18 protein-coding genes and 1 riboswitch are annotated in these 17,863 nt (G+C 59.5%); of the genes, 6 read left to right on the top strand and 12 right to left on the bottom strand.

Features of this window, described 5'->3' with window-relative positions:
• Positions 1 to 77: 77 nt before the first annotated feature.
• From DTF_RS0108400 to DTF_RS27140, 4 genes are all read left to right on the top strand, one after another.
• A complete protein-coding gene (locus tag DTF_RS0108400) occupies positions 78 to 308 on the top strand; it encodes a hypothetical protein (RefSeq protein WP_027714961.1) in 231 nt (76 codons plus the stop codon).
• Positions 309 to 359: 51 nt separating this feature from the next.
• Entirely contained in the window at positions 360 to 677 is a 318-nt protein-coding gene (locus DTF_RS22660) for a cytochrome b5 domain-containing protein (RefSeq protein ID WP_081702870.1), read from the top strand.
• A 233-nt stretch (positions 678 to 910) separates the two neighbouring features.
• Positions 911 to 1,633 (top strand): hypothetical protein, encoded by a 723-nt coding sequence (locus tag DTF_RS27145; protein ID WP_226989235.1) that lies wholly within the window; start codon positions 911 to 913, stop codon positions 1,631 to 1,633.
• A 10-nt stretch (positions 1,634 to 1,643) separates the two neighbouring features.
• A complete protein-coding gene (locus DTF_RS27140; protein ID WP_226989234.1) occupies positions 1,644 to 2,222 on the top strand; it encodes a sorbosone dehydrogenase family protein in 579 nt (192 codons plus the stop codon).
• A gap of 25 nt (positions 2,223 to 2,247) precedes the next feature.
• Here the strand turns inward: DTF_RS27140 and DTF_RS22650 are convergent, their stop codons facing one another.
• From DTF_RS22650 to DTF_RS26040, 3 genes are all read right to left on the bottom strand, one after another.
• A complete protein-coding gene (locus DTF_RS22650; protein WP_051361168.1) occupies positions 2,248 to 3,594 on the bottom strand; it encodes an ATP-binding protein in 1,347 nt (448 codons plus the stop codon).
• Between the two features lie 63 nt (positions 3,595 to 3,657).
• A riboswitch (cyclic di-GMP riboswitch) is annotated at positions 3,658 to 3,734 on the bottom strand.
• 116 nt (positions 3,735 to 3,850) lie between these two features.
• Positions 3,851 to 4,543: a lipid-binding SYLF domain-containing protein gene (locus DTF_RS22645; protein WP_035056340.1), complete on the bottom strand. Its 693-nt coding sequence runs from the start codon at positions 4,541 to 4,543 to the stop codon at positions 3,851 to 3,853.
• Between the two features lie 30 nt (positions 4,544 to 4,573).
• A complete protein-coding gene (locus DTF_RS26040; protein ID WP_081702869.1) occupies positions 4,574 to 4,762 on the bottom strand; it encodes a hypothetical protein in 189 nt (62 codons plus the stop codon).
• A gap of 286 nt (positions 4,763 to 5,048) precedes the next feature.
• On the opposite strand from DTF_RS26040, the gene DTF_RS22640 reads away from it, so the two are divergent.
• Positions 5,049 to 5,489: a DUF4019 domain-containing protein gene (locus tag DTF_RS22640; RefSeq protein ID WP_051361167.1), complete on the top strand. Its 441-nt coding sequence runs from the start codon at positions 5,049 to 5,051 to the stop codon at positions 5,487 to 5,489.
• A gap of 144 nt (positions 5,490 to 5,633) precedes the next feature.
• Here the strand turns inward: DTF_RS22640 and acnB are convergent, their stop codons facing one another.
• Both acnB and DTF_RS0108360 read right to left on the bottom strand, forming a co-directional pair.
• Positions 5,634 to 8,174 carry a bifunctional aconitate hydratase 2/2-methylisocitrate dehydratase gene (acnB, locus tag DTF_RS0108365; RefSeq protein ID WP_027714960.1) on the bottom strand — a complete coding sequence of 847 codons (2,541 nt, stop codon included), beginning with the start codon at positions 8,172 to 8,174 and terminating at the stop codon, positions 5,634 to 5,636.
• Positions 8,175 to 8,381: 207 nt separating this feature from the next.
• Positions 8,382 to 10,289 carry an ABC-F family ATP-binding cassette domain-containing protein gene (locus tag DTF_RS0108360; RefSeq protein WP_027714959.1) on the bottom strand — a complete coding sequence of 636 codons (1,908 nt, stop codon included), beginning with the start codon at positions 10,287 to 10,289 and terminating at the stop codon, positions 8,382 to 8,384.
• A gap of 189 nt (positions 10,290 to 10,478) precedes the next feature.
• On the opposite strand from DTF_RS0108360, the gene DTF_RS26475 reads away from it, so the two are divergent.
• Positions 10,479 to 10,664, top strand: coding sequence for a hypothetical protein (locus tag DTF_RS26475; protein ID WP_155890761.1), 186 nt, complete (start codon positions 10,479 to 10,481; stop codon positions 10,662 to 10,664).
• On the opposite strand, the gene DTF_RS22635 is transcribed toward DTF_RS26475, so the two are convergent.
• The 7 genes from DTF_RS22635 to DTF_RS25400 form a co-directional block, all read right to left on the bottom strand.
• On the bottom strand, positions 10,609 to 11,139 hold the full coding sequence (locus tag DTF_RS22635; protein ID WP_226989232.1) for a chemotaxis protein CheD: 531 nt from the start codon (positions 11,137 to 11,139) through the stop codon (positions 10,609 to 10,611). The two genes, DTF_RS26475 and DTF_RS22635, sit on opposite strands and share 56 nt — an antisense overlap.
• Complete coding sequence (locus DTF_RS22630; RefSeq protein WP_162148617.1) at positions 11,136 to 12,011, bottom strand: sensor histidine kinase KdpD; 876 nt, start codon at positions 12,009 to 12,011, stop codon at positions 11,136 to 11,138. Before DTF_RS22630 ends, DTF_RS22635 begins: the two co-directional genes overlap by 4 nt.
• A gap of 32 nt (positions 12,012 to 12,043) precedes the next feature.
• The gene (locus DTF_RS0108345; RefSeq protein WP_027714958.1) at positions 12,044 to 13,126 is read right to left on the bottom strand and encodes a chemotaxis response regulator protein-glutamate methylesterase; all 1,083 of its coding nucleotides are present in this window, start codon (positions 13,124 to 13,126) and stop codon (positions 12,044 to 12,046) included.
• Positions 13,127 to 13,155: 29 nt separating this feature from the next.
• Positions 13,156 to 14,100 (bottom strand): protein-glutamate O-methyltransferase CheR, encoded by a 945-nt coding sequence (locus DTF_RS0108340; protein WP_226989230.1) that lies wholly within the window; start codon positions 14,098 to 14,100, stop codon positions 13,156 to 13,158.
• 86 nt (positions 14,101 to 14,186) lie between these two features.
• On the bottom strand, positions 14,187 to 14,990 hold the full coding sequence (locus DTF_RS0108335) for a PhnD/SsuA/transferrin family substrate-binding protein (RefSeq protein WP_027714956.1): 804 nt from the start codon (positions 14,988 to 14,990) through the stop codon (positions 14,187 to 14,189).
• 58 nt (positions 14,991 to 15,048) lie between these two features.
• Positions 15,049 to 15,546, bottom strand: coding sequence for a chemotaxis protein CheW (locus DTF_RS0108330; protein ID WP_027714955.1), 498 nt, complete (start codon positions 15,544 to 15,546; stop codon positions 15,049 to 15,051).
• A gap of 36 nt (positions 15,547 to 15,582) precedes the next feature.
• Entirely contained in the window at positions 15,583 to 17,778 is a 2,196-nt protein-coding gene (locus tag DTF_RS25400) for a methyl-accepting chemotaxis protein (protein ID WP_051361165.1), read from the bottom strand.
• Positions 17,779 to 17,863 lie beyond the last annotated feature (85 nt).

Here is a 17,863-nt window from a genome sequence, read left to right as displayed (position 1 = left end):
CCCGGTTTATCGTTTTGATTCAGAGCAGCGCATAGGTTGCGCCCGCACATCTTCATCACAACAAGGAGTTGTTTTACATGACCTTTGAAGAGTTGAAACAAGCCGTCATGGCCCTTTCCATTGAAGAGAAGAAAGCCTTCATCATCGAAACCCTTCCCGGGCTTTCCCGGGACGCCATGCAGGATCCCGCCTTTCTGATGCAGCTTTTGCCCGTTTTCCTCGGCATCGTCAGGGAGAGCGGTCTCGACCTTCAGCAGGTGATCCAGTTCGCTTCGATGTTCGGCGGCGCTCCGGATTCTTCCGATTAAGGAGCAGCCCTCCGACGCAGTCAAGCCCACATCATCCTTCAGGAGCCTTCGATGACCAGAAGCGAACTCGCCCGGTTTGACGGCAGGGAGGGCCGCCGCGCCTATGCGGCCGTCAACGGTAAGGTCTATGATTTCACCGACAGCCCGCGGTGGAAGGACGGCGACCACGAGAAGCAGCACCGGGCCGGATGCGACCTGAGTAGGGATCTCGAGAGCGCTCCCCATATCAGGGTGGTAATAGAACGATTCCCCGTGGTCGGCGCCCTGGAAGAGGAAACCGCCTCCCCTGCGGGAAAAGGGATGAAGGCCCTGGCCGTCGGAGTAATCGTTCTGATCCTGATTGTGATTCTGTTCCTCATTATGCGATAGACCGTCGCCTCCGGGGGACCTATACTCCTCCTTGGAAAAACGCCAGGGAAGAAGAAGCGCCTCTACCGGGAAAATCCGGCGGGGGCGTTTTTCATGTCATAAGGCCCCTCGGCACCGTCCGGTTTTCCCACCTTTGTTGCTGCTTCCATCCCATCAGAAAATCAGTTTGCAAAATCGTATTTTTCACTTAGTAGTGTTTTAAAACCTTCATTCTTCCTGACCAAGGAGACGTCATGAAAGCGCCGATTTCCCTTCTGCTGCCGGTCCTCTGCATTATTGGACTGTCGGCTCCTGCCGGGGCCGGGAATTCGGAGCAGTCCGCTGAAGGTGCTTCCGTGGTCCGGGGACGCTGCGCTCCCGACAACGGCGGAATATCCCTGCCCGAGGGGTTCTGCGCCCAGGTGGCGGCCGACAATCTGGGGCCGGTGCGGCATATCGTGATCCGCGAGAACGGAGACCTCTATGCCCGCCTGCGAACCCCGAGAAAAGGTGGAGGAATCGTTGCGCTCCGGGATAACGATGGCGACGGGAGTCTGGAGCAGGAAGAACGCTTCTTCGATGACGGCGGGACCGGGATCGGCATCTGGCAGGACTACCTCTACTTCGCCACCCCCGGGACTATTTACCGAAGCAAGCTGATCGCAGGGAAGTTGCTTCCTGCCGGCAAGATCGAGATGGTCGTCTCGGACTTTCCTCCGCAGGAGCAGCATGCCGCCAAATCGTTCGCCCTCAGCGGCAAAGGGGATCTTTTCGTCAATATCGGCGCCCCTTCCAATGTCTGCCAGAAGCGGAACCGGACCGAGGGATCGCCAGGGATCGATCCCTGCCCACAGCTCAAACAGCACGCGGGGATCTGGCGCTTCGGCGCCGGCACGACCGGACAGAAAATGGCGGACGGCGACCATTTCGCCACCGGCATTCGTAATGCCGTAGCCATCGCCTGGGATCGGACCTGAGCAGCTCTATGTGGTCCAGCACGGACGCGATCAGCTCCACCAGCTCTGGCCCGAGCTCTTCTCGGTAGAACAGAGCGCGGAGCTGCCGGCCGAAGAGTTGTTCCGGGTCGACAAGGGGGACGATTTCGGCTGGCCCTACTGCTACTACGATCGGAAAAAGGGGAAAAAGGTCCTCGCCCCAGAGTACGGAGGAGACGGGGAAAAGGTGGGGCGGTGCGATAAATTCGAAAAACCGATTGCGGCCTTTCCCGGTCACTGGGCTCCGAACGGGCTGCTGTTCTACACCGCCGACCAGTTCCCGGAGCGTTACCGGGGCGGAGCGTTCATCGCCTTTCACGGTTCCTGGAACCGGGCGCCGCTCCCCCAGCAGGGGTACAAGGTGGTGTTCGTCCCCTTTTCCGGGGGCGCCCCTTCGGGCGCCGGCGAGGATTTCGCCACCGGGTTTGCCGGTGACAGACCCGTGCAGAGTTCGGGCGATGCCCGCTACAGGCCCATGGGTCTCGCCCAGGGGCCGGACGGGACAATCTATATCAGCGAGACGGAAGAGGGGCACACCTGGAGGGTCTGGTATGCCGGAGAGGTGAAATGATCGAATGGTATGCTGTTTTTAATGCTTAAGCTGCCTTGAAAGGGGGTTGCGGAAATCCCGAGTCCCTCTGTGCGGGCAAGGTGAAGAAAAAGGTCGCCCCCTTCCCCCGCTCCCCCTCCCCCCACACATCTCCTCCGTGACGCTGGACGATCCGCTGCACCGTCGTCAGCCCGATCCCGGTCCCAGGGAAAGCTTTCGCGGTCTGGAGCCTTTGAAAGGGCTTGAACAGTTTGTCGGCATCCTTCATGTCGAAACCCACCCCGTTGTCACGGACAAAGAAAGTCCGTTTTCCATCACTGGCGATCGATCCGAACACGATGCGGGCTTTTTCAGTTCTGCCGGTGTACTTCCAGGCGTTCCAGAACAGGTTGTCGAGGGCAACCTTGAACAGCTTCGGATCGCATTCCGCAACCAGATCGGAGGCGATGTCGAACTCCGCTCGCCGGTCCGGCTCCGTCAGCTTCAGCACAGAGGCGATCTCATAGGCCATCTTGCCCAAGTCAACCGTCTCGCGGCTGATCTCGCTTCGAATGATCCGTGACAGAACCATCATGTCCGTGATCAGCCTGTCCATGTCCTCGTTGGCGTCGCATATCGCTTTGACCAGGTAACGGCCGTTTTCGTCCAGTGACGCCTTATAATTGTCCCGCAGGAGCTGGGCCGCAGAGTAAATGCGGGTGAGATAGGTTCGCATATCGTGGGTGAGCGAATAGCCGAACGCCTCCAGTTCCCCATTCGCCTCCGCCAGCGCCGCGGCCTTATGCTCCAGTTCCCGCTCAAACCTCTTATGCTCGGAAATGTCCCTCACGATGCAGACCATGCTGCTTCGGTCGATGGCCGTAAAGGAGATTTCCTGCGGAAACATGCTCCCGTCCCTCCTCCTGCCTACCGCTTCGCCGCGCCATTCGCCCTTCGCGAAGAGCAGGGGGAAAATCTCCTCTTCAAAGCTCTTTATCTGGTCGTCGCCATAGAAGAGGCGCCATGACTTGCCTTGCACCTCGGTGTGGGAATCGTATCCGTGCAGCATCGCATGGGACTGGTTCAGATATGCGCACTCCTTCTTTCTGTTCAGGATGAAAATGCCGTCCATCGAGGCATCCATGCCGGCTTGATATTTCACCAGCGCCTCTTCCATGCTTTTGCGTTTGACCATGAGATCGGATACGTAAGCGATGAACAGCAGCAGCACGCTCAGATACGCCAGCCGTACCGCAAGCTCCCTGGAACCGGGAGACAATATCTGCCTGAATACACTTTCTCCAACCAGATCGGCATTGATGATGCTGTCGAGAAGATAGCCCATCACCATCAGAGTCGCACCAAATCCGAGAATACGGCCCAGGTCGTTTTTGAGATGTCCGTTGTTCCGCATGCCCGCCCTCCTCTACCGGCTGTTGCGGAAACAGAACAGCCGGGGCTGAAATATCGATGACATTTCGGCAACCCGGCTGTCTCGGTGAGACCCTGTAGGCTTTCCGCCCCTTCCTCGCGGAAGGTTAAGTATTCTCGTCTACCATCTTTGGTTGTTTTGACAGATAAACATACTTGTTAAATAATGTCAATTCGCAAGAGCAGCTATCGGGCTTCCGGATATTGTTCCCTCATCCCTTTCGCCCGAAGAAGCCGCCTCAGGGTTTTGGCGTGGAGGCCGCCAGCATGGCCCTGAGCCGGGCGATCTCGGGGGTTTCCCGACCTGCGGCGCCGGAGAGGACGTTCCGGCCGGTGATGTCCCGGCGCCCGTAGTAGGAGGCGTTGGCCTTGTCGTCGATCTGCAGAGCCGAGCCTTCCAGGGAGACCCCGGCGAAGAGGCCGCGGCTGCGAGAATAGGAGTAGATCTCCGCCTTGAGCATGGTATCTGTCGCCGCCTCCCCTCGTCGCCCCACCGGTCCGGCCGCCACCGCGGCATCGGCGCCGAGGGTGAACTTCCCGTCCATGATGCCGTCGATGCTCTTGCGGTTCTTGAAGACCAGTATCACATCGGTGGCCTGAGCGCCTATCTGCCACCCCACGCTGCCGCCGGTCAGGGAGATGAAGCTCGGATTGCTCCATTGCCCGTTCCTGCCGCGCACCAGCAGGATGCCGGTGCCGTGTCGACCGCCGATGACGAAGCCGATCTTGATCACGTTGGGGATGATGGCGACTCCGGCGGCGTCGTTGAGAAGGCTGGGGGGAATCCCCTTCTCGGGGATGACCGTGATCTCCTTGAGGATATCCGTCGCCAGGACGATCTTCTCCTCCCGGTCGTCCGAGGCCGCCTCGCAGGAAAGAACGGGGTTCAGCGCCAGAAGCACGGCAATCCCAAGAGTTACGATCCCTTTCATAGCATCATCTCCTTTCCTGCATCAGTAAGCTTATGATTCATGTTTCCGTTCACTGAAGAACATGATCAGGAAATCGGCATCTTTCGGAGAAAGATCGAACTTGAAGACCGCCTCCTCGACAAGCCGCTGGACCGCCTGATCAGGATTTTCCTGAAGGCCGCCGGATACCCATCGGACGGCTCGTCTCAGGTCTTCTCCATCCGGTAACAGGTCACGCATGATTTTTCCCTCTTTTTGTAGACACAGCCGGTTTTCCCCGGGACTTCCCGACTTTTTTGGCCGTAGTGTGTGATTCAGTTCAAATTGACGAGCACGCACGATGGTAGGACAGCAACGCGAATAGAGCAAGAAAATTACGGGCCGTGCTCCAGTGAGCGGCCCTGACATCGTGCCGGGTTTTTTCGCAGCAGCTGCGGAGAAGGATCAAAATATTGCCTTGATCGATCATCCCGCTTATAGTAGTAGCTCTTTTTCATGTCCGGCCACTACTTAATGGAGGTTGCCCGTGTTTTCAAGCAAGTACCGTGTCCATGCCGTGCTGATCCTCATGGCCCTGCTGATTGTCTTCATTCCCATGTTCAATGAAAGACCGGAAAAAGAAAAAGCCGAGGCCGCCTCGGCCGCGGCCGCCGAGTTTCTGCAACTTGTCGATGCCGAAAAGTTTGCCGAGAGCTGGCGGATTTCCGCATCGTTGCTGAAGGAGAAGGTCTCCGAGGAGGTCTGGATCGAGCAATTGCATAAGATCCGCGCCACCGCCGGGCCGCTGGTTGAACGCACTGAGGAGGAGATGACGTACAGCACCGAAGCCAAAGGCAGCCCGGAAGGAGAATACATCAGGATCGTTTACGATACCTCCTTTGAGGCTAACCCGGACGCAAGCGAAATCATAACGGTGATGCTGGACAGGGACAAGACCTGGAGGGTCGCCGGCTACTTCGTCAAGTAAGCGGCGCCGCAAACGATCTGTTTAAAAGCGACTCCTGTCCCGCCTTCGTCAAAGTCCCCTTAGCAAAAACCCCCGCCCGGGCACATCCCGAGCGGGGGTTCTCATTTCATGCCTTCAGCCTCTCAGCATCAAGCTTTTCCAACCTTACGCCGTCTTTTTGTACTCGGGCATCTCATCAAACTGCAGGTACTTGTAGATCGCCTCCTTCTTCGGCGCGACCTTCTCTTTATAGACGGCCATATACTCCGCGGGGGTGGGAATTTTGCTAATGGTGCTGATCACCGCTCCGAGCTCGGCGGAGCCGAGATAGACCTTGGCCCCGTTGCCGATGCGGTCGTCGAAGTTGCGGGTCGAGGTGGAGAACATGTTCACCCCGTCGGGGACCCGGGCCTGGTTCCCCATGCACAGGGAGCAGCCGGCGATCTCGATGCGAGCGCCCATGGCGCTGTAGACGGAGAAGAGCGCCTCCTCCTTGAGCTTCTCCTGATCCATCCGGGTCGGCGGGCAGATCCAGGTGCGCACGGCCGGGTTGAACTTCTGGCCGCGCCAGATCTCGGCGGCGGCGCGGAAGTGGCCGATGTTGGTCATGCAGGAGCCGAGGAAGACGTCCTGGATCTCGGTGCCGGCCACCTCGGAGAGGAGCTTGACGTCGTCCGGGTCGTTGGGGCAGGCCAGGATCGGCTCGGTGATCTCGGCCAGGTCGATCTCGATGACCGCGGCGTACTCGGCGTCGGCGTCGGCCTTGAGGAGCTTCGGATCCTTCAGCCACTCCTTGACGGCGTCGATGCGGTTGCGAAGAGTCTGCGGGTCCTGATAGCCCTCCTCGATCATCTTCTCCATCAGGGCGATGTTGGAGCGCAGGTAAGTGCAGACGCTCTCTTCGGAGAGCTGGATGCAGCCGGCGGCGGCGGAGCGCTCGGCGGCGGCGTCGGTCAGCTCGAAGGCCTGCTCGACGGAGAGGTCGGGAAGACCCTCCATCTCGAGGATGCGGCCGTTGAAGATGTTGACCTTGTTCTTCTTGGGGACGGTGAGCAGCCCCTGCTTGATGGCCCAGTAAGGGATGGCGTTTACGGCGTCGCGCAGGGTGATACCAGGGTTGAATTCCCCTTTGAAGCGTACCAGCACGCTTTCGGGCATGTCCAGAGGCATGAAGCCCATGGCGCCGGCGAAGGCGACCAGGCCGGAGCCGGCCGGGAAGCTGATGCCGATGGGGAAGCGGGTGTGGGAGTCGCCGCCGGTGCCGACGGTGTCGGGAACGAGCAGGCGGTTGAGCCAGGAGTGGATGACGCCGTCGCCGGGGCGCAGGGCGACGCCGGCGCGCTCGGCGATGAAGCCGGGCAAGTTCTTGTGCATCTTCACGTCCGCCGGCTTGGGATAGGCGGCGGTGTGGCAGAAGGACTGCATGAACATTGGCGCCTGGAACCTGAGGCAGGCCAGCTCCTTGAGCTCGTCGGCGGTCATCGGGCCGGTGGTGTCCTGGGAGCCGACGGTGGTCATCTTCGGTTCGCAGGCGGTGCCTGGGAGAATGCCGGTGGCGCCGCAGGCGCGGCCGACCATCTTCTGGGCCAGCGAGTAGCCCTGACCCGCTTTCGGAGTCGGGTTGACCGGCAGGGTGAAGATGTCGGTAGCCGGCAGGCCGAGGGCGGCTCTCGCCTTATCGGTCAGGGCTCGGCCGATGATCAGAGGGATGCGGCCGCCGGCGCGGAACTCGTCGGGGACGGTGTTCGGGCTGACGCCGAAGGTGGTGAGCACTTCACCGGCTTCGCTGGTCACTTCGCCCTTGGCGGTGTTGATGACGATCACGTCGCCGGTATTGAACTTGGAAACGTCCATTTTCAGCGGCAGGGCGCCGGAGTCCTGGGCGGTATTGAAGAAGATGGGGGCGATGACGCCGCCGATGATCACTCCGCCGGTTTTCTTGTTGGGAACGGCCGGAATCTCGTTGCCGATGTGCCACAGCACCGAGTTGCAGGCCGACTTGCGGGAGGAGCCGGTGCCGACCACGTCGCCGACGAAAGCCACCTGATAGCCGTCTTCGCGGAACCTGGCGATCTTGGCGTTGCCGTCAGGGAACCGTGTCTTTCCCATCGCCAGTGCATGCAGCGGGATGTCGGGGCGGCTCCAGGCATCGCCGGCCGGAGAGAAGTCGTCGGTGTTGATCTCGCCGTCGACCTTGTAGACCTTGACTTTGATGGTCTCGGGCACGCCGGGGCGGCTGGTGAACCATTCGGCATTGGCCCAGGACTCGATCACCTTCTTGGCGGCGGCATTGGATTGGGACAGGGCCAGGACTTCGTCGAAAGCATCGTAAACAAGGGTGATTCTGGAGAGGGCGCAGGCGGCCTCATCAGCCAGTCCGCCATCCTTGAGGGCATCGACCAGAGGCTTGACATTGTAGCCGCCGATCATGGTGCCGAGAATCCGGACGGCGTCCTTCTTGGAGATCAGGGGCGAGGCGGCCTCACCCTTGAGAATCTTGCCGAGAAAATCGGCCTTGACCTCGGCGGCGGGATCGACGCCGGGCGAGACGCGCTCGGTGAACAGGTTGAGCAGGAAGTCCTCCTTGCCGGCCGGAGGGTTCTGCAGCAGTTCGCACAGCGCGGCGGTCTGCTCGGGATTGAGGGGCAGCGCCGGGATCCCCTGGGCGTTGCGCTCCTCTTCATGTCTCAGATAGGCTTCGATCATCTCTCTCCTCCATGATAAATTTTCGGCCCGGGGCCATGCGCCGCGCGGCCGTACGAAATGTCTTGCAGCCTGGTTCGAAGTCGTCTTCGAACGGCCTGTTCGAAGGTGGCAAAGCCGGTCACAAAGCCCAACCGGCCCTCGAAATACTGCATACTGTATACGATTTGAGGAGGCGTTGTCAACGGCGAAGTCGGGCAAAAATGATGGTCAGCCCGCCCCTTCCCGCTTCAGCTCCAGCACTTCCCAACGTTCAAAAAGTACCCCCAGCCGAGCATCAAGCTCGGCGAACTCCCGGGCCACCTCCTCGAGGCGGGCGGCACCCCCTTCCAGCCGAGACGGATCGCCCAGGAGACGCTCCAGCTCCAGCTTTCGCCCCTCCGCTTTCTCGATCTCCAGCTCCACGGTCTCCAGCTCCAGTTTTTCCTTGTAGCCGAGGCCGGTCCTTTTCTTTTCCCGGGGCGCCGCAGACGCTGCTCTGGCGATCGCCTTCTGCCGCTCGCGTTGCTCCTCCTGCTCCATTGCCTTGAACCGCTGGAAGTCTTCGTAATTTCCGGTGTGGAAGGTCACCTCCCCCTCCCCTTCGAAGTGCAGAATGCCGGTGGCGACCCGATCGAGGAACCAGCGGTCGTGGGTCACCACGAGAACGCACCCGGAGTAGTCGTTGAACGCCTCTTCGAGGACCTGCAGGGTGGGAATGTCCAGATCGTTGGTCGGCTCGTCGAGGATCAGCAGATTGGCCCCTTCGAGCATCAGCTTGGCCAGCAGGAGCCTCGCCCGCTCTCCTCCCGAGAGGGTGGAGACGCGCTTTCGCTGTTCGTCGCGGGTGAAGAGAAAATCCTCCAGGTATCCGATCTTGTGCCGCTTCCTATCGCCGACCGTGACCCATTCCCCTTCGCCGAGAGCCTCGGGGACGAACTGGTCCTCATCGAGGCCGCTGCGCTCCTGATCGAGATAGCCGATGCGGGTATTTTTGCCCAGCACCACCTCGCCTGCCGCCGGTGCGATTTCGCCGAGCACGGTTTTGAGCAGGGTCGTCTTGCCGCAGCCGTTGGGACCGAGGATGCCGATCCGCTCCCCTTTGCGCAGGATGAAGGAGAACTTCTCCAGCAGCTCCTTTCCCCCGAGCCGGACATCCAGATCCCGCAATTCGAGGATCGTGCCGCCGAGGCGCCGATCGAGGGTGAAATCAAGCTTCACATCCCTGGCGCCCACGTCCTTTTTCTGCTGCTGCAGCTCGCCGACCCTGTCGATGCGGGCTTTCTGCTTGGTGGTGCGGGCCTTGGCGCCGCGATGCAGCCAGGCCTCTTCGCGCCGCAGGAGATTGGCCAGCCGGCTCTGAGACCGGCCTTCCTGCTCAAGCCGCTCCCGCTTCTGCTCCAGATAGGCGCTGTAGCCCCCCGTGTACTGGGTCAGCTCGCCGCCGTCCACCTCGAACATGCGCCCCACCACGCGGTCGAGAAAGTAGCGATCATGAGTGACCAGGACCACCGCACCGGGATATTGGCGCAGAGCCTCCTCCAGCCAGGCCACGGTGTCGGCATCGAGATGGTTGGTCGGCTCGTCGAGGAGAAGCAGCTCGGGTTCGCGCAGCAGCATCCCGGCGAGCGCCACCCGCTTGCGCCAGCCGCCGGAGAGGGTGCCGACTACCTGCTCGAGATCGCTGATACCGAGACGGTCGCAGACCTGCTCCATCTTGTGATCGGGATTCCATCCCTGATGCAGATCGAGCCAATCCTGCAGCCGGTGCTGCTCGTCCAGCAACCTTTCCGCCTCGGCTCCCCCTGCACCACCGAGCGCCTCGGAAATTGTCTGGAAACGCCCGCGCTTCTCCTGCGCCTCGGCAAGACAGGCATCGAGGGTCTGGCGGATGCTGAGGGCGGGGTCGAGGGGCGGCTCCTGGGGAAGGTAGTCGGCGGTGAGATTTCTTTTTCGCCGTATTTCTCCGCTGTCGGGAGGCTCCTGGGCGGCCAGGATCCGCAGCAGAGTCGATTTTCCACACCCGTTGCGGCCGACCACCCCCACCTTCTCGCCCTCGCCGACAAAGAAGGTCACACCCCCCAGAATGATGCGGGGGCCGTAGCTCTTGTGCACATCGGTGACATCTATAACGTTCATGGTCTGCCTTGCGGTAATCCTGCTGGAGGTGTCGAAAACGTTTGCGGAACGTTTATACACCTGGGGCGGACAAAAGCCAAGCTCCCGGATGCGTTTCCCGCATCGGAATCCTTCCCACCCTAAACAGCATGACACATTCTGTCACTGACCGTGGTTATTCTTGGAGTATATACAGACAGGAGGTAAAACATGTTCGAATTTCTGATGTTGATCGGTTTCCTCGCGGCCGGGCTGTGCCACTGGCGCCCGCGCGAGGTCGAGAATGAAAGCGCCGGTTCCGAGGAAGAACGGGGGATGGGAAGGGACAGGAAGGCGAACGTCAGGGAAGAGAGGCAGGCGCACAGGGCCGCGCGGGTGCACACCGCCTCAGCATGACCTCTCCGGTGCCGGAATGGAAAATAATTTTTCGCCCGACATCCCCTCCCACCTGCGAACCGAGAATCGGAATTTGCTGCTCCTGAAGCATCTTCCAGGCCAGTTCCACATTGCGCTTTCCGATGGCGATCAGGCCGTTGGGGTTGCTCCACATGGTAGCGCCGCCAAAAACCTTGGCGACCATGCTCTCCCTGCGGCATCCAAGACGCAGCATCCCCTCGAGGAGCCGCTCGATGGCTATATTGCCGTAGCGGGGAGTGGAAAGCCCTTCGCCGTTCCAGAGTGGAAGCAGAAAATGATTGATACCTCCGACCCCAGCCGACCGGTCCCAGAGGCACACCGAGATGCAGGACCCCAGGACCGTCGTCACCCGGTGAGGTTCAGGATGGATAAATACAGTACCCGGGTAGAGAAAGTGAGTCGGGATTTCCGCAGCGGACCCGGCGGGCAGGTGTCTTGTCCGGGCGATCGTCACAGAGCTTCGGAATCCAGAAAGAGAAAGAAATTGCCTTCCTCGGCCATGACGTTTGAGCCGGCCGGTGGTTCAGGCAGAAACACGGTCACGATGCATCCCTTCTCTGTATCGCTGTTCAGGGAGATCGAACCTCCCTGCAGCTCGGAGAGGGCCTTGGTGATGCTCAGCCCAAGCCCATGTCCCGGGTGGCTTTTGGTCGTCCCCGTCTCCAGTTGACGGAACCGATCGAAGACCAGTTCCTGGCATTCGGGAGGAATCCCGTGGCCCGGATTTTCCACCTCCAGCTTAAGCCCGCCGCTGTCACACCCGGCCGTGGTCATGATCCTTCCTCCGACAGGGGTGTATTCCACGGCATTGACGAGCAGGTTGGCAATTATTAGATGAAGCATCCGGGCATCGGTGTTAAAAAAAAGCGGCCCTTCGACAGGCACGTTCAGCGAGACCCCTTTCAAGGCGGCACGCTCGCGCAGGGAATCGGAGATGGCCTCGATCATCGCAGCGACGTCCACCATGGAAAAGTCGGGAACGGCTTCCCCGGCTTCCAGTTCGGCGGCCATAAAGATGTTCTGCAGCTGAAAATCGAGATGGAAGGCTTCATCATGAATCATCCGCGCGATGGCGGATACTTTTTCGCCGCCAAGTTCCCTGCTCCCCATCTGCTTCGCCCATCCGAGGATGGCGGTCAGCGGGTTGTTGATCTCGTTGCGGATATTGGAAAGAAAATGACTTTTGAGGGCTTCCGATTCCTGAAGCCTCCGGTTCGTCTTCTCCAGTTGCCGGGTGACGGCCTGAAGATCGTGCAACGCCCTGCGATTAAATTCGAAGCGCTCCCGTAGGGCTTCAATCAATTGTTGATCACTCATTTCGTGCATTCTTACTCCCGAGGCTTCGAATGGAAAAAGATTCATGCAAGCGGGACGGCAGCACACTCCTGCATGACCGCCGGGGCAATGCGATGAAGTGGCAGCACCTTGTCGACCGCCCCCAGACGGATGGCTTCTCTGGGCATTCCAAAAACCACGCAGGAAGACTCGTCCTGGGCCAGGGTCGAGGCGCCGGCCTCCTTCATCTCTAGCAGACCGCGGGCTCCGTCATCCCCCATTCCCGTCATCAGCACTCCCACGGCATTCTTCCCGGCGTACCGAGAGGCGGAGCGGAAAAGCACATCCACTGAAGGACGATGGCGGCAGACCAGAGGACCGTCCTTGATTTCCACGTAATAGCGGGCGCCGTTGCGCTTCAGCAGCATATGCCGGTTGCCGGGGGCGATCAGCGCACGCCCCGGGATGACGCTGTCGCCGTTCGTCGCCTCCTGAACGGTGATGCGGCAGAGCGAATCCAGGCGGCGGGCGAATGCCGCGGTGAAGACCGGCGGCATGTGCTGAACGATCACCACTCCGGGGGCCTCGTGGGGAAGCCCCTCGAGAAAAACTCTCAACGCCTCCGTACCTCCCGTGGAGGCCCCCACAACCACCACTTTTTCCGTGGTCCCGATCATTTCGGGAAATGCCCTCTTGTGCAGGACCGCATCCGCGTTTAGCTTGGGCGCAACCGGCATCGCGGGAGCACGGAGAAGTTTCAGTCTGGCTCTTGCCGCCGCCTTGACGGCGTCGCAGATAAGCACTCTCGATTCGTCCAGAAAGCCCTTCACCCCCAATTGGGGTTTGGCAATGATATCCACTGCTCCATATTGCAGTGCTTTCAGTGTGGTCTCAGCTCCGGCAGCTGCCAGGCTGGAGCAGATAACCACGGGAATCGGCTGCTGGCTCATGATCTTGCGAAGAAAGGTAAGGCCGTCCATGCGCGGCATTTCCAGATCGAGGGTGATGACGTGCGGGATCTGCATCCGGATTTTCTGGGCCGCGATGTAGGGATCGGCGGCAGCTCCCATGACATTGATCTCGGGGTCGGCTGCGAGTATCTCCGTCAGGGCCTGTCGGACAACCGCTGAATCATCAACGATCAGTACCTCTATTTTCGCGGGCATGTACAGCGCTCGTTCCGGGAAAAGGGTTATCACTCCTTCCGGTAGACGGAAGGAGCAACCTGGGAGAGGGGAAGATTCATTCCACTCAGGGTTTCGGAATGGCCCATGAACAGGTAGCGACCGGGAAAGATATGGCTGCCGAGACGATGCAGCAGCTTCTCCTGAGTGGAGCGATCGAAGTAGATGATCACGTTTCTGCAGAAGATGATATCGATCGGCTCCCGGATGCCGAAATCCTCCTCCATGAAATTGAGGCGGCGGAACACCACCTTCGAGCGCAGTTCGGGGACGATGCGGACGAGCTTGCGTTCGGGATCCTTGCTGCGGAGCAGGTACTTTCTTTTCAACGTGGCCGGGATCGCCTCGCCAATCTTTTTTTCGTCATAGATGCCACATCTACCCGTCTCGAGTACGCGGGTCGAGATGTCCGTCGCCAATATCGAAAAATCGAATTCGGGAACTTTTTCTGAGAACTCCGCCAGCACCATGGCCAGCGTGTATGGCTCCTCACCTGTGGAGCAGCCGGCGCTCCATACCCGGAGTTTTTTGTTGATTCCGACGCCGTAGCTGTGCACCAGGCGCGGCAGGGCAACATTGACAAGAAAATCGAAATGAGCGGGTTCCCTGAAAAAATCGGTTTTGTTCGTGGTCATTACATCGAGAAAATGAACGAGTTCTTCCCGTCGCCCCTTCTCGCTGAAGAGATATTCCTCGTATTCCTCAAAGTCTTCGAGACCGAGTGCCCGCAATCGCTTGCGCAGCCTTGCCTCCATCATACTTTTTTTCTGCTGCGGCATTCTGATGCCGCAGCAGTTCTGCACCAATTGACCGAATCGGGCAAAACCCTTCTCGGAAAGAGGATACGCGGCACGGAGTGAATTACTTCCGTGAGTAACCTGACCCTCTCGATCCCAGTCGGCCATGCCCGGGGCGCCGGGGAGACAGAGCTCAGCTTGCGCCTTGGCAGGATCCATACCCTTTCCCTTTCCATTCATATGCAAGATGGTGCTTTTGCCGGCCGGTTCCTCTTTTGGCGGAAGCCGGCCGGCAAAAGTTGCAATTACCAGGTGTACTTCAGGGGGTCGATGTTGCCCTTGCGCATCAGCGAGAGGCTGAAATCGAGTCGTGCTGCATCGAAGGGCACCATTTTATTCGCCCCGAAGACATCTTTGCGCAGCAGGGCAGCCTTGGAAATCCTGGACCGGGTTTCTTCGGAGACGGCGTTGGAGGCCGTCAGCACGTTGTCGGGATTTCCGCTGAGCGACACACCCGGGATCTCATAGCTTTCCAGGGAAGGATGATTCACCTTGCTGGCTTCCCACCACCAGTTCTTGACCACGGCCGCCTTGGCTTCTCCCGACTCCACGGCGCGGGAAGCCGCCTCATGGCTGGCCACCTTTATGGCCGACTTGCCGCCTGTCGCGGCCATGGCGCACGACTCTCCCGAGGAAGCGGCGGCGGCAAAGGCGATCTTCTCGGGATGCTGCTGAAGTATCCCCTGAGGGTCCTGCCCTTTGGGGTAAACCAGGATGCCCGAGTAGAGTTCCTTGCCGTCGATGCTCTGAACCAGCGGAGTGCCGAGGTTGCGTGCCTTGATAATGGCCTGGGCGAAGGAGCCGACATAGACCAGATTGGGTTTGGAGGTGGAAAAGGCATTGAGAATTTCGGGGTAGTCGCGGGCGATCTTGGCGCGGATGATGACTCCGGATTCCTCAGCCAGGGCCTTGGTGATGGACTGGGCCTTCTCCGCCTTGGCGTTCCAGCTCGGGGGGAACCAGCAGGTGACGATCTCGGCCGAAATCGCCGCTCCCGTCACACCGAGGACCATGGTTGCGGCAATCAACAGAACGATCAGCTTCTTCATTTTCTTCTCCTTTTTTATCATTGAATGTTATGGATCTCTTCCCTGGCGAAGCCCCTCTTCACATTCTCTTTTTTTGAAGGGCATCCTCGATCAGCACCAGTTCATTGGTGGAAAAGACCCGGTCAATATCGAGGATGATGAGAAAATCACCATCCAGCTTTCCCATTGCCTTGATGAACTCGGTCTTCAGCCGCGTTCCGATGCGCGGCGGCGGTTCCAGATTTTCGGCGTTCAGGTCGAGAACCTCCCGCACGGAATCGACCAGGGTTCCGACCACCGTCCTTTCTCCATCGACTTCGATTTCCATGACGATAATGCAGGTGTCGCGGGTCCGTTCACCATCGCGCAGGCCGAATTTCAGGCGCAGGTCGATCACCGGCACGACACTGCCGCGCAGATTGATCACCCCGAGCATGAAACTTGGTGTCTGAGGGACCCGAGTCGGAGCAACGAAATCGAGAACCTCCTGCGCCTTGATGACATCGATGGCGAAATTCTCTTCACCCAGCTTGAAGGTCAGGTACTGCGTCGTGGTGGTACCTTGTGCACTATTCATGGTATTCGCCTGTGCCTTAAGGGTATCGATACGGTTTCAGAATCGTTCGAACTCTTCGTCCATGCTGTCGCTGAGGACATCCATATCCAGGGCAATGCCGGCTTTCTTGCTTTCCTTCACTTCACGGTTTCGATCGACATCGGCTCCCACGGCTTTCACTTTTTGCGGCTCTTCTTTTCCAGGCAGTTCCACGGAACCGATTTCCTCCTTAACCGCCTGGAGGCTTTTCTTTTTTTTGCCATTCTTCTTCTCGGCCAACCTGAAGAAAGAGATCATCTCCTGAAGCTGCTCCGATTGAGCGGTAAGCTCCTCCGCGGTTGAAGCCATCTCCTCGGAGGCCGAAGCGTTCTGCTGGATAACCAGATCAAGCTGCTGGATTGCCTTGTTGATCTGCCCCGCCCCGGCGTCCTGTTCCCGGCTGGCGGCGGCGATCTCCTGCACCAGCTCAGCCGTTCTCTGGATGTTGGGCACCATGGTTTTAAGCATGTCTCCGGCCTGCTCGGCTACTCCGACGCTCGAGACCGAAAGGGCATTGATTTCCCCCGCCGCAACCTGGCTGCGCTCGGCCAGTTTGCGAACCTCGGCGGCTACGACCGCGAATCCTCTACCGTGTTCACCAGCCCGCGCCGCCTCGATGGCCGCGTTGAGGGCCAGAAGGTTGGTCTGCCGTGCGATCTCCTCGATGATCATGATCTTGCCGGCGATCTCCTTCATCGCCACGATGGTATCGGCGACCGCCTTGCCTCCGGAGCGGGCGTCTTCGGCGGCCTTGACGGCGATCTTCTCCGTCTGAAGGGCGTTGTCGGCATTCTGCCGGATGTTGGCCGTCATCTGCTCGATGGAGGAAGAGGCCTCTTCGGCCGATGCGGCCTGCTCGGTCGCCCCCTGTGAAAGTTCCTCCGAGGCAGAACTCATCGCCTGGCTCCCCGAGGCCACGTTGTCTCCGGCCGACTTGACCTGCCCGATGACGTCGTTGAGAATTCGCGTCATGTTCTGCAAAGCCCTGCCCAACTGGTCTTTCTCGGATGCAAGTTTGACGTCGACCGTCAGGTTGCCTTTCGATATCTCTTCTGTCAGATCCGCCATCTCCTGCAGGCTTCCGGCCATCGCGTCCAGGGCCTTTCCCAACTGACCGATCTCATCCTTCCGGTTCAGGTTGAGTCGCTGGCTGAAATCACCCCGGGCGATTTCTTCGGCCAGGGCCGCCCCTTTTGCCAGGGGGTCGGAAAGGCTCCGCGATATGAAAAACCCGAAGGTCATCGCCAATATCGCTCCGGCCAGGACGGCCAGCAGGGCGATTGTCTTGCTGCTCGCCGCCGTCGACTGGGCCCTCGCATTGGTCTCGTCGGCCAATGACCGGGCCAGTTCGTAGAGATTGTCGAATACCTCCATGAGCTCATTGTAGGCTGCCTCGCCGCTGCCGAAGGCGATCTGGGTCGCGACGTCCAGATCGCTGCCAACGTTGGCAGCATAGCCTTTGGCATTATCAAAAATCCTCATTATATTTGCCGCAGCTGCCATGACCTCTTCTTCATAGACCCGCCGGGCGCCCTTGAAGTCGCCATTGGCGAGCAGCCCGTTGACCTTGCCGCCCACCTCATGAAGTGCGGCGTGGGGGCCGGCGAAACCGTTCAGGATTTCAGTCAGAGCTGAATCACCCGTTTCGAAGTGGCTCAGCCATTGGCCCAAGTCGCATCGGGCCGGGTCGAGTTGACCGCTGAAAGTTCGGTTGTGGGATATGGCGTATTCGAGGTTCTGCAGCCATTTAAGATGGTCGATCTGGCGGGCAGCCAACACCCCTTGAAGGTATCCGACATCGTCGACAGTAACGGCTGAGGCTATTTCGGCCAGCGTTTGGTTCTCATCATTCCACTTGCCGATCAGGGGCTTAGCCTTCTGCCAAAGCTCCTCCTCTCCCGGCGATCTTGGAAGCGCGGCAAAAATATCGAGTCCCTCCTGCATCAGCGCCTTGTACTTTTCCATTTCGCCGACTTCCTGCTGCCGCTCTTCGACCTTGATGGCCGGGTTGATGATGGTCCGCGCCGAGGCGTTGACCCCGTTCATCCCCTCCATCACCAGCCCGAGTCCCTGTATGGCCGGCAGCTTGACTCGTCCCAGGTCGTTGAGGCCTTCGGCGGTGTTGTCCAGCCCATACCATCCGATGCCGCCCACCAAACCGCAGATCAGGGCGACAATGGCAAACGCGCCTGTAAGCTTGGCAAAAATTTTCATCGTTATCTCCTCCAGCTTCTGAAAACGTTGGGTCCCGCCTTTTCACTGCAAAAAAGGATGCCCAACATTCATATGACGACTACTC

This window comes from Desulfuromonas sp. TF (assembly GCF_000472285.1).
Classification (GTDB): domain Bacteria; phylum Desulfobacterota; class Desulfuromonadia; order Desulfuromonadales; family ATBO01; genus ATBO01.
This window is presented reverse-complemented; position numbering and strand designations above follow the sequence as displayed.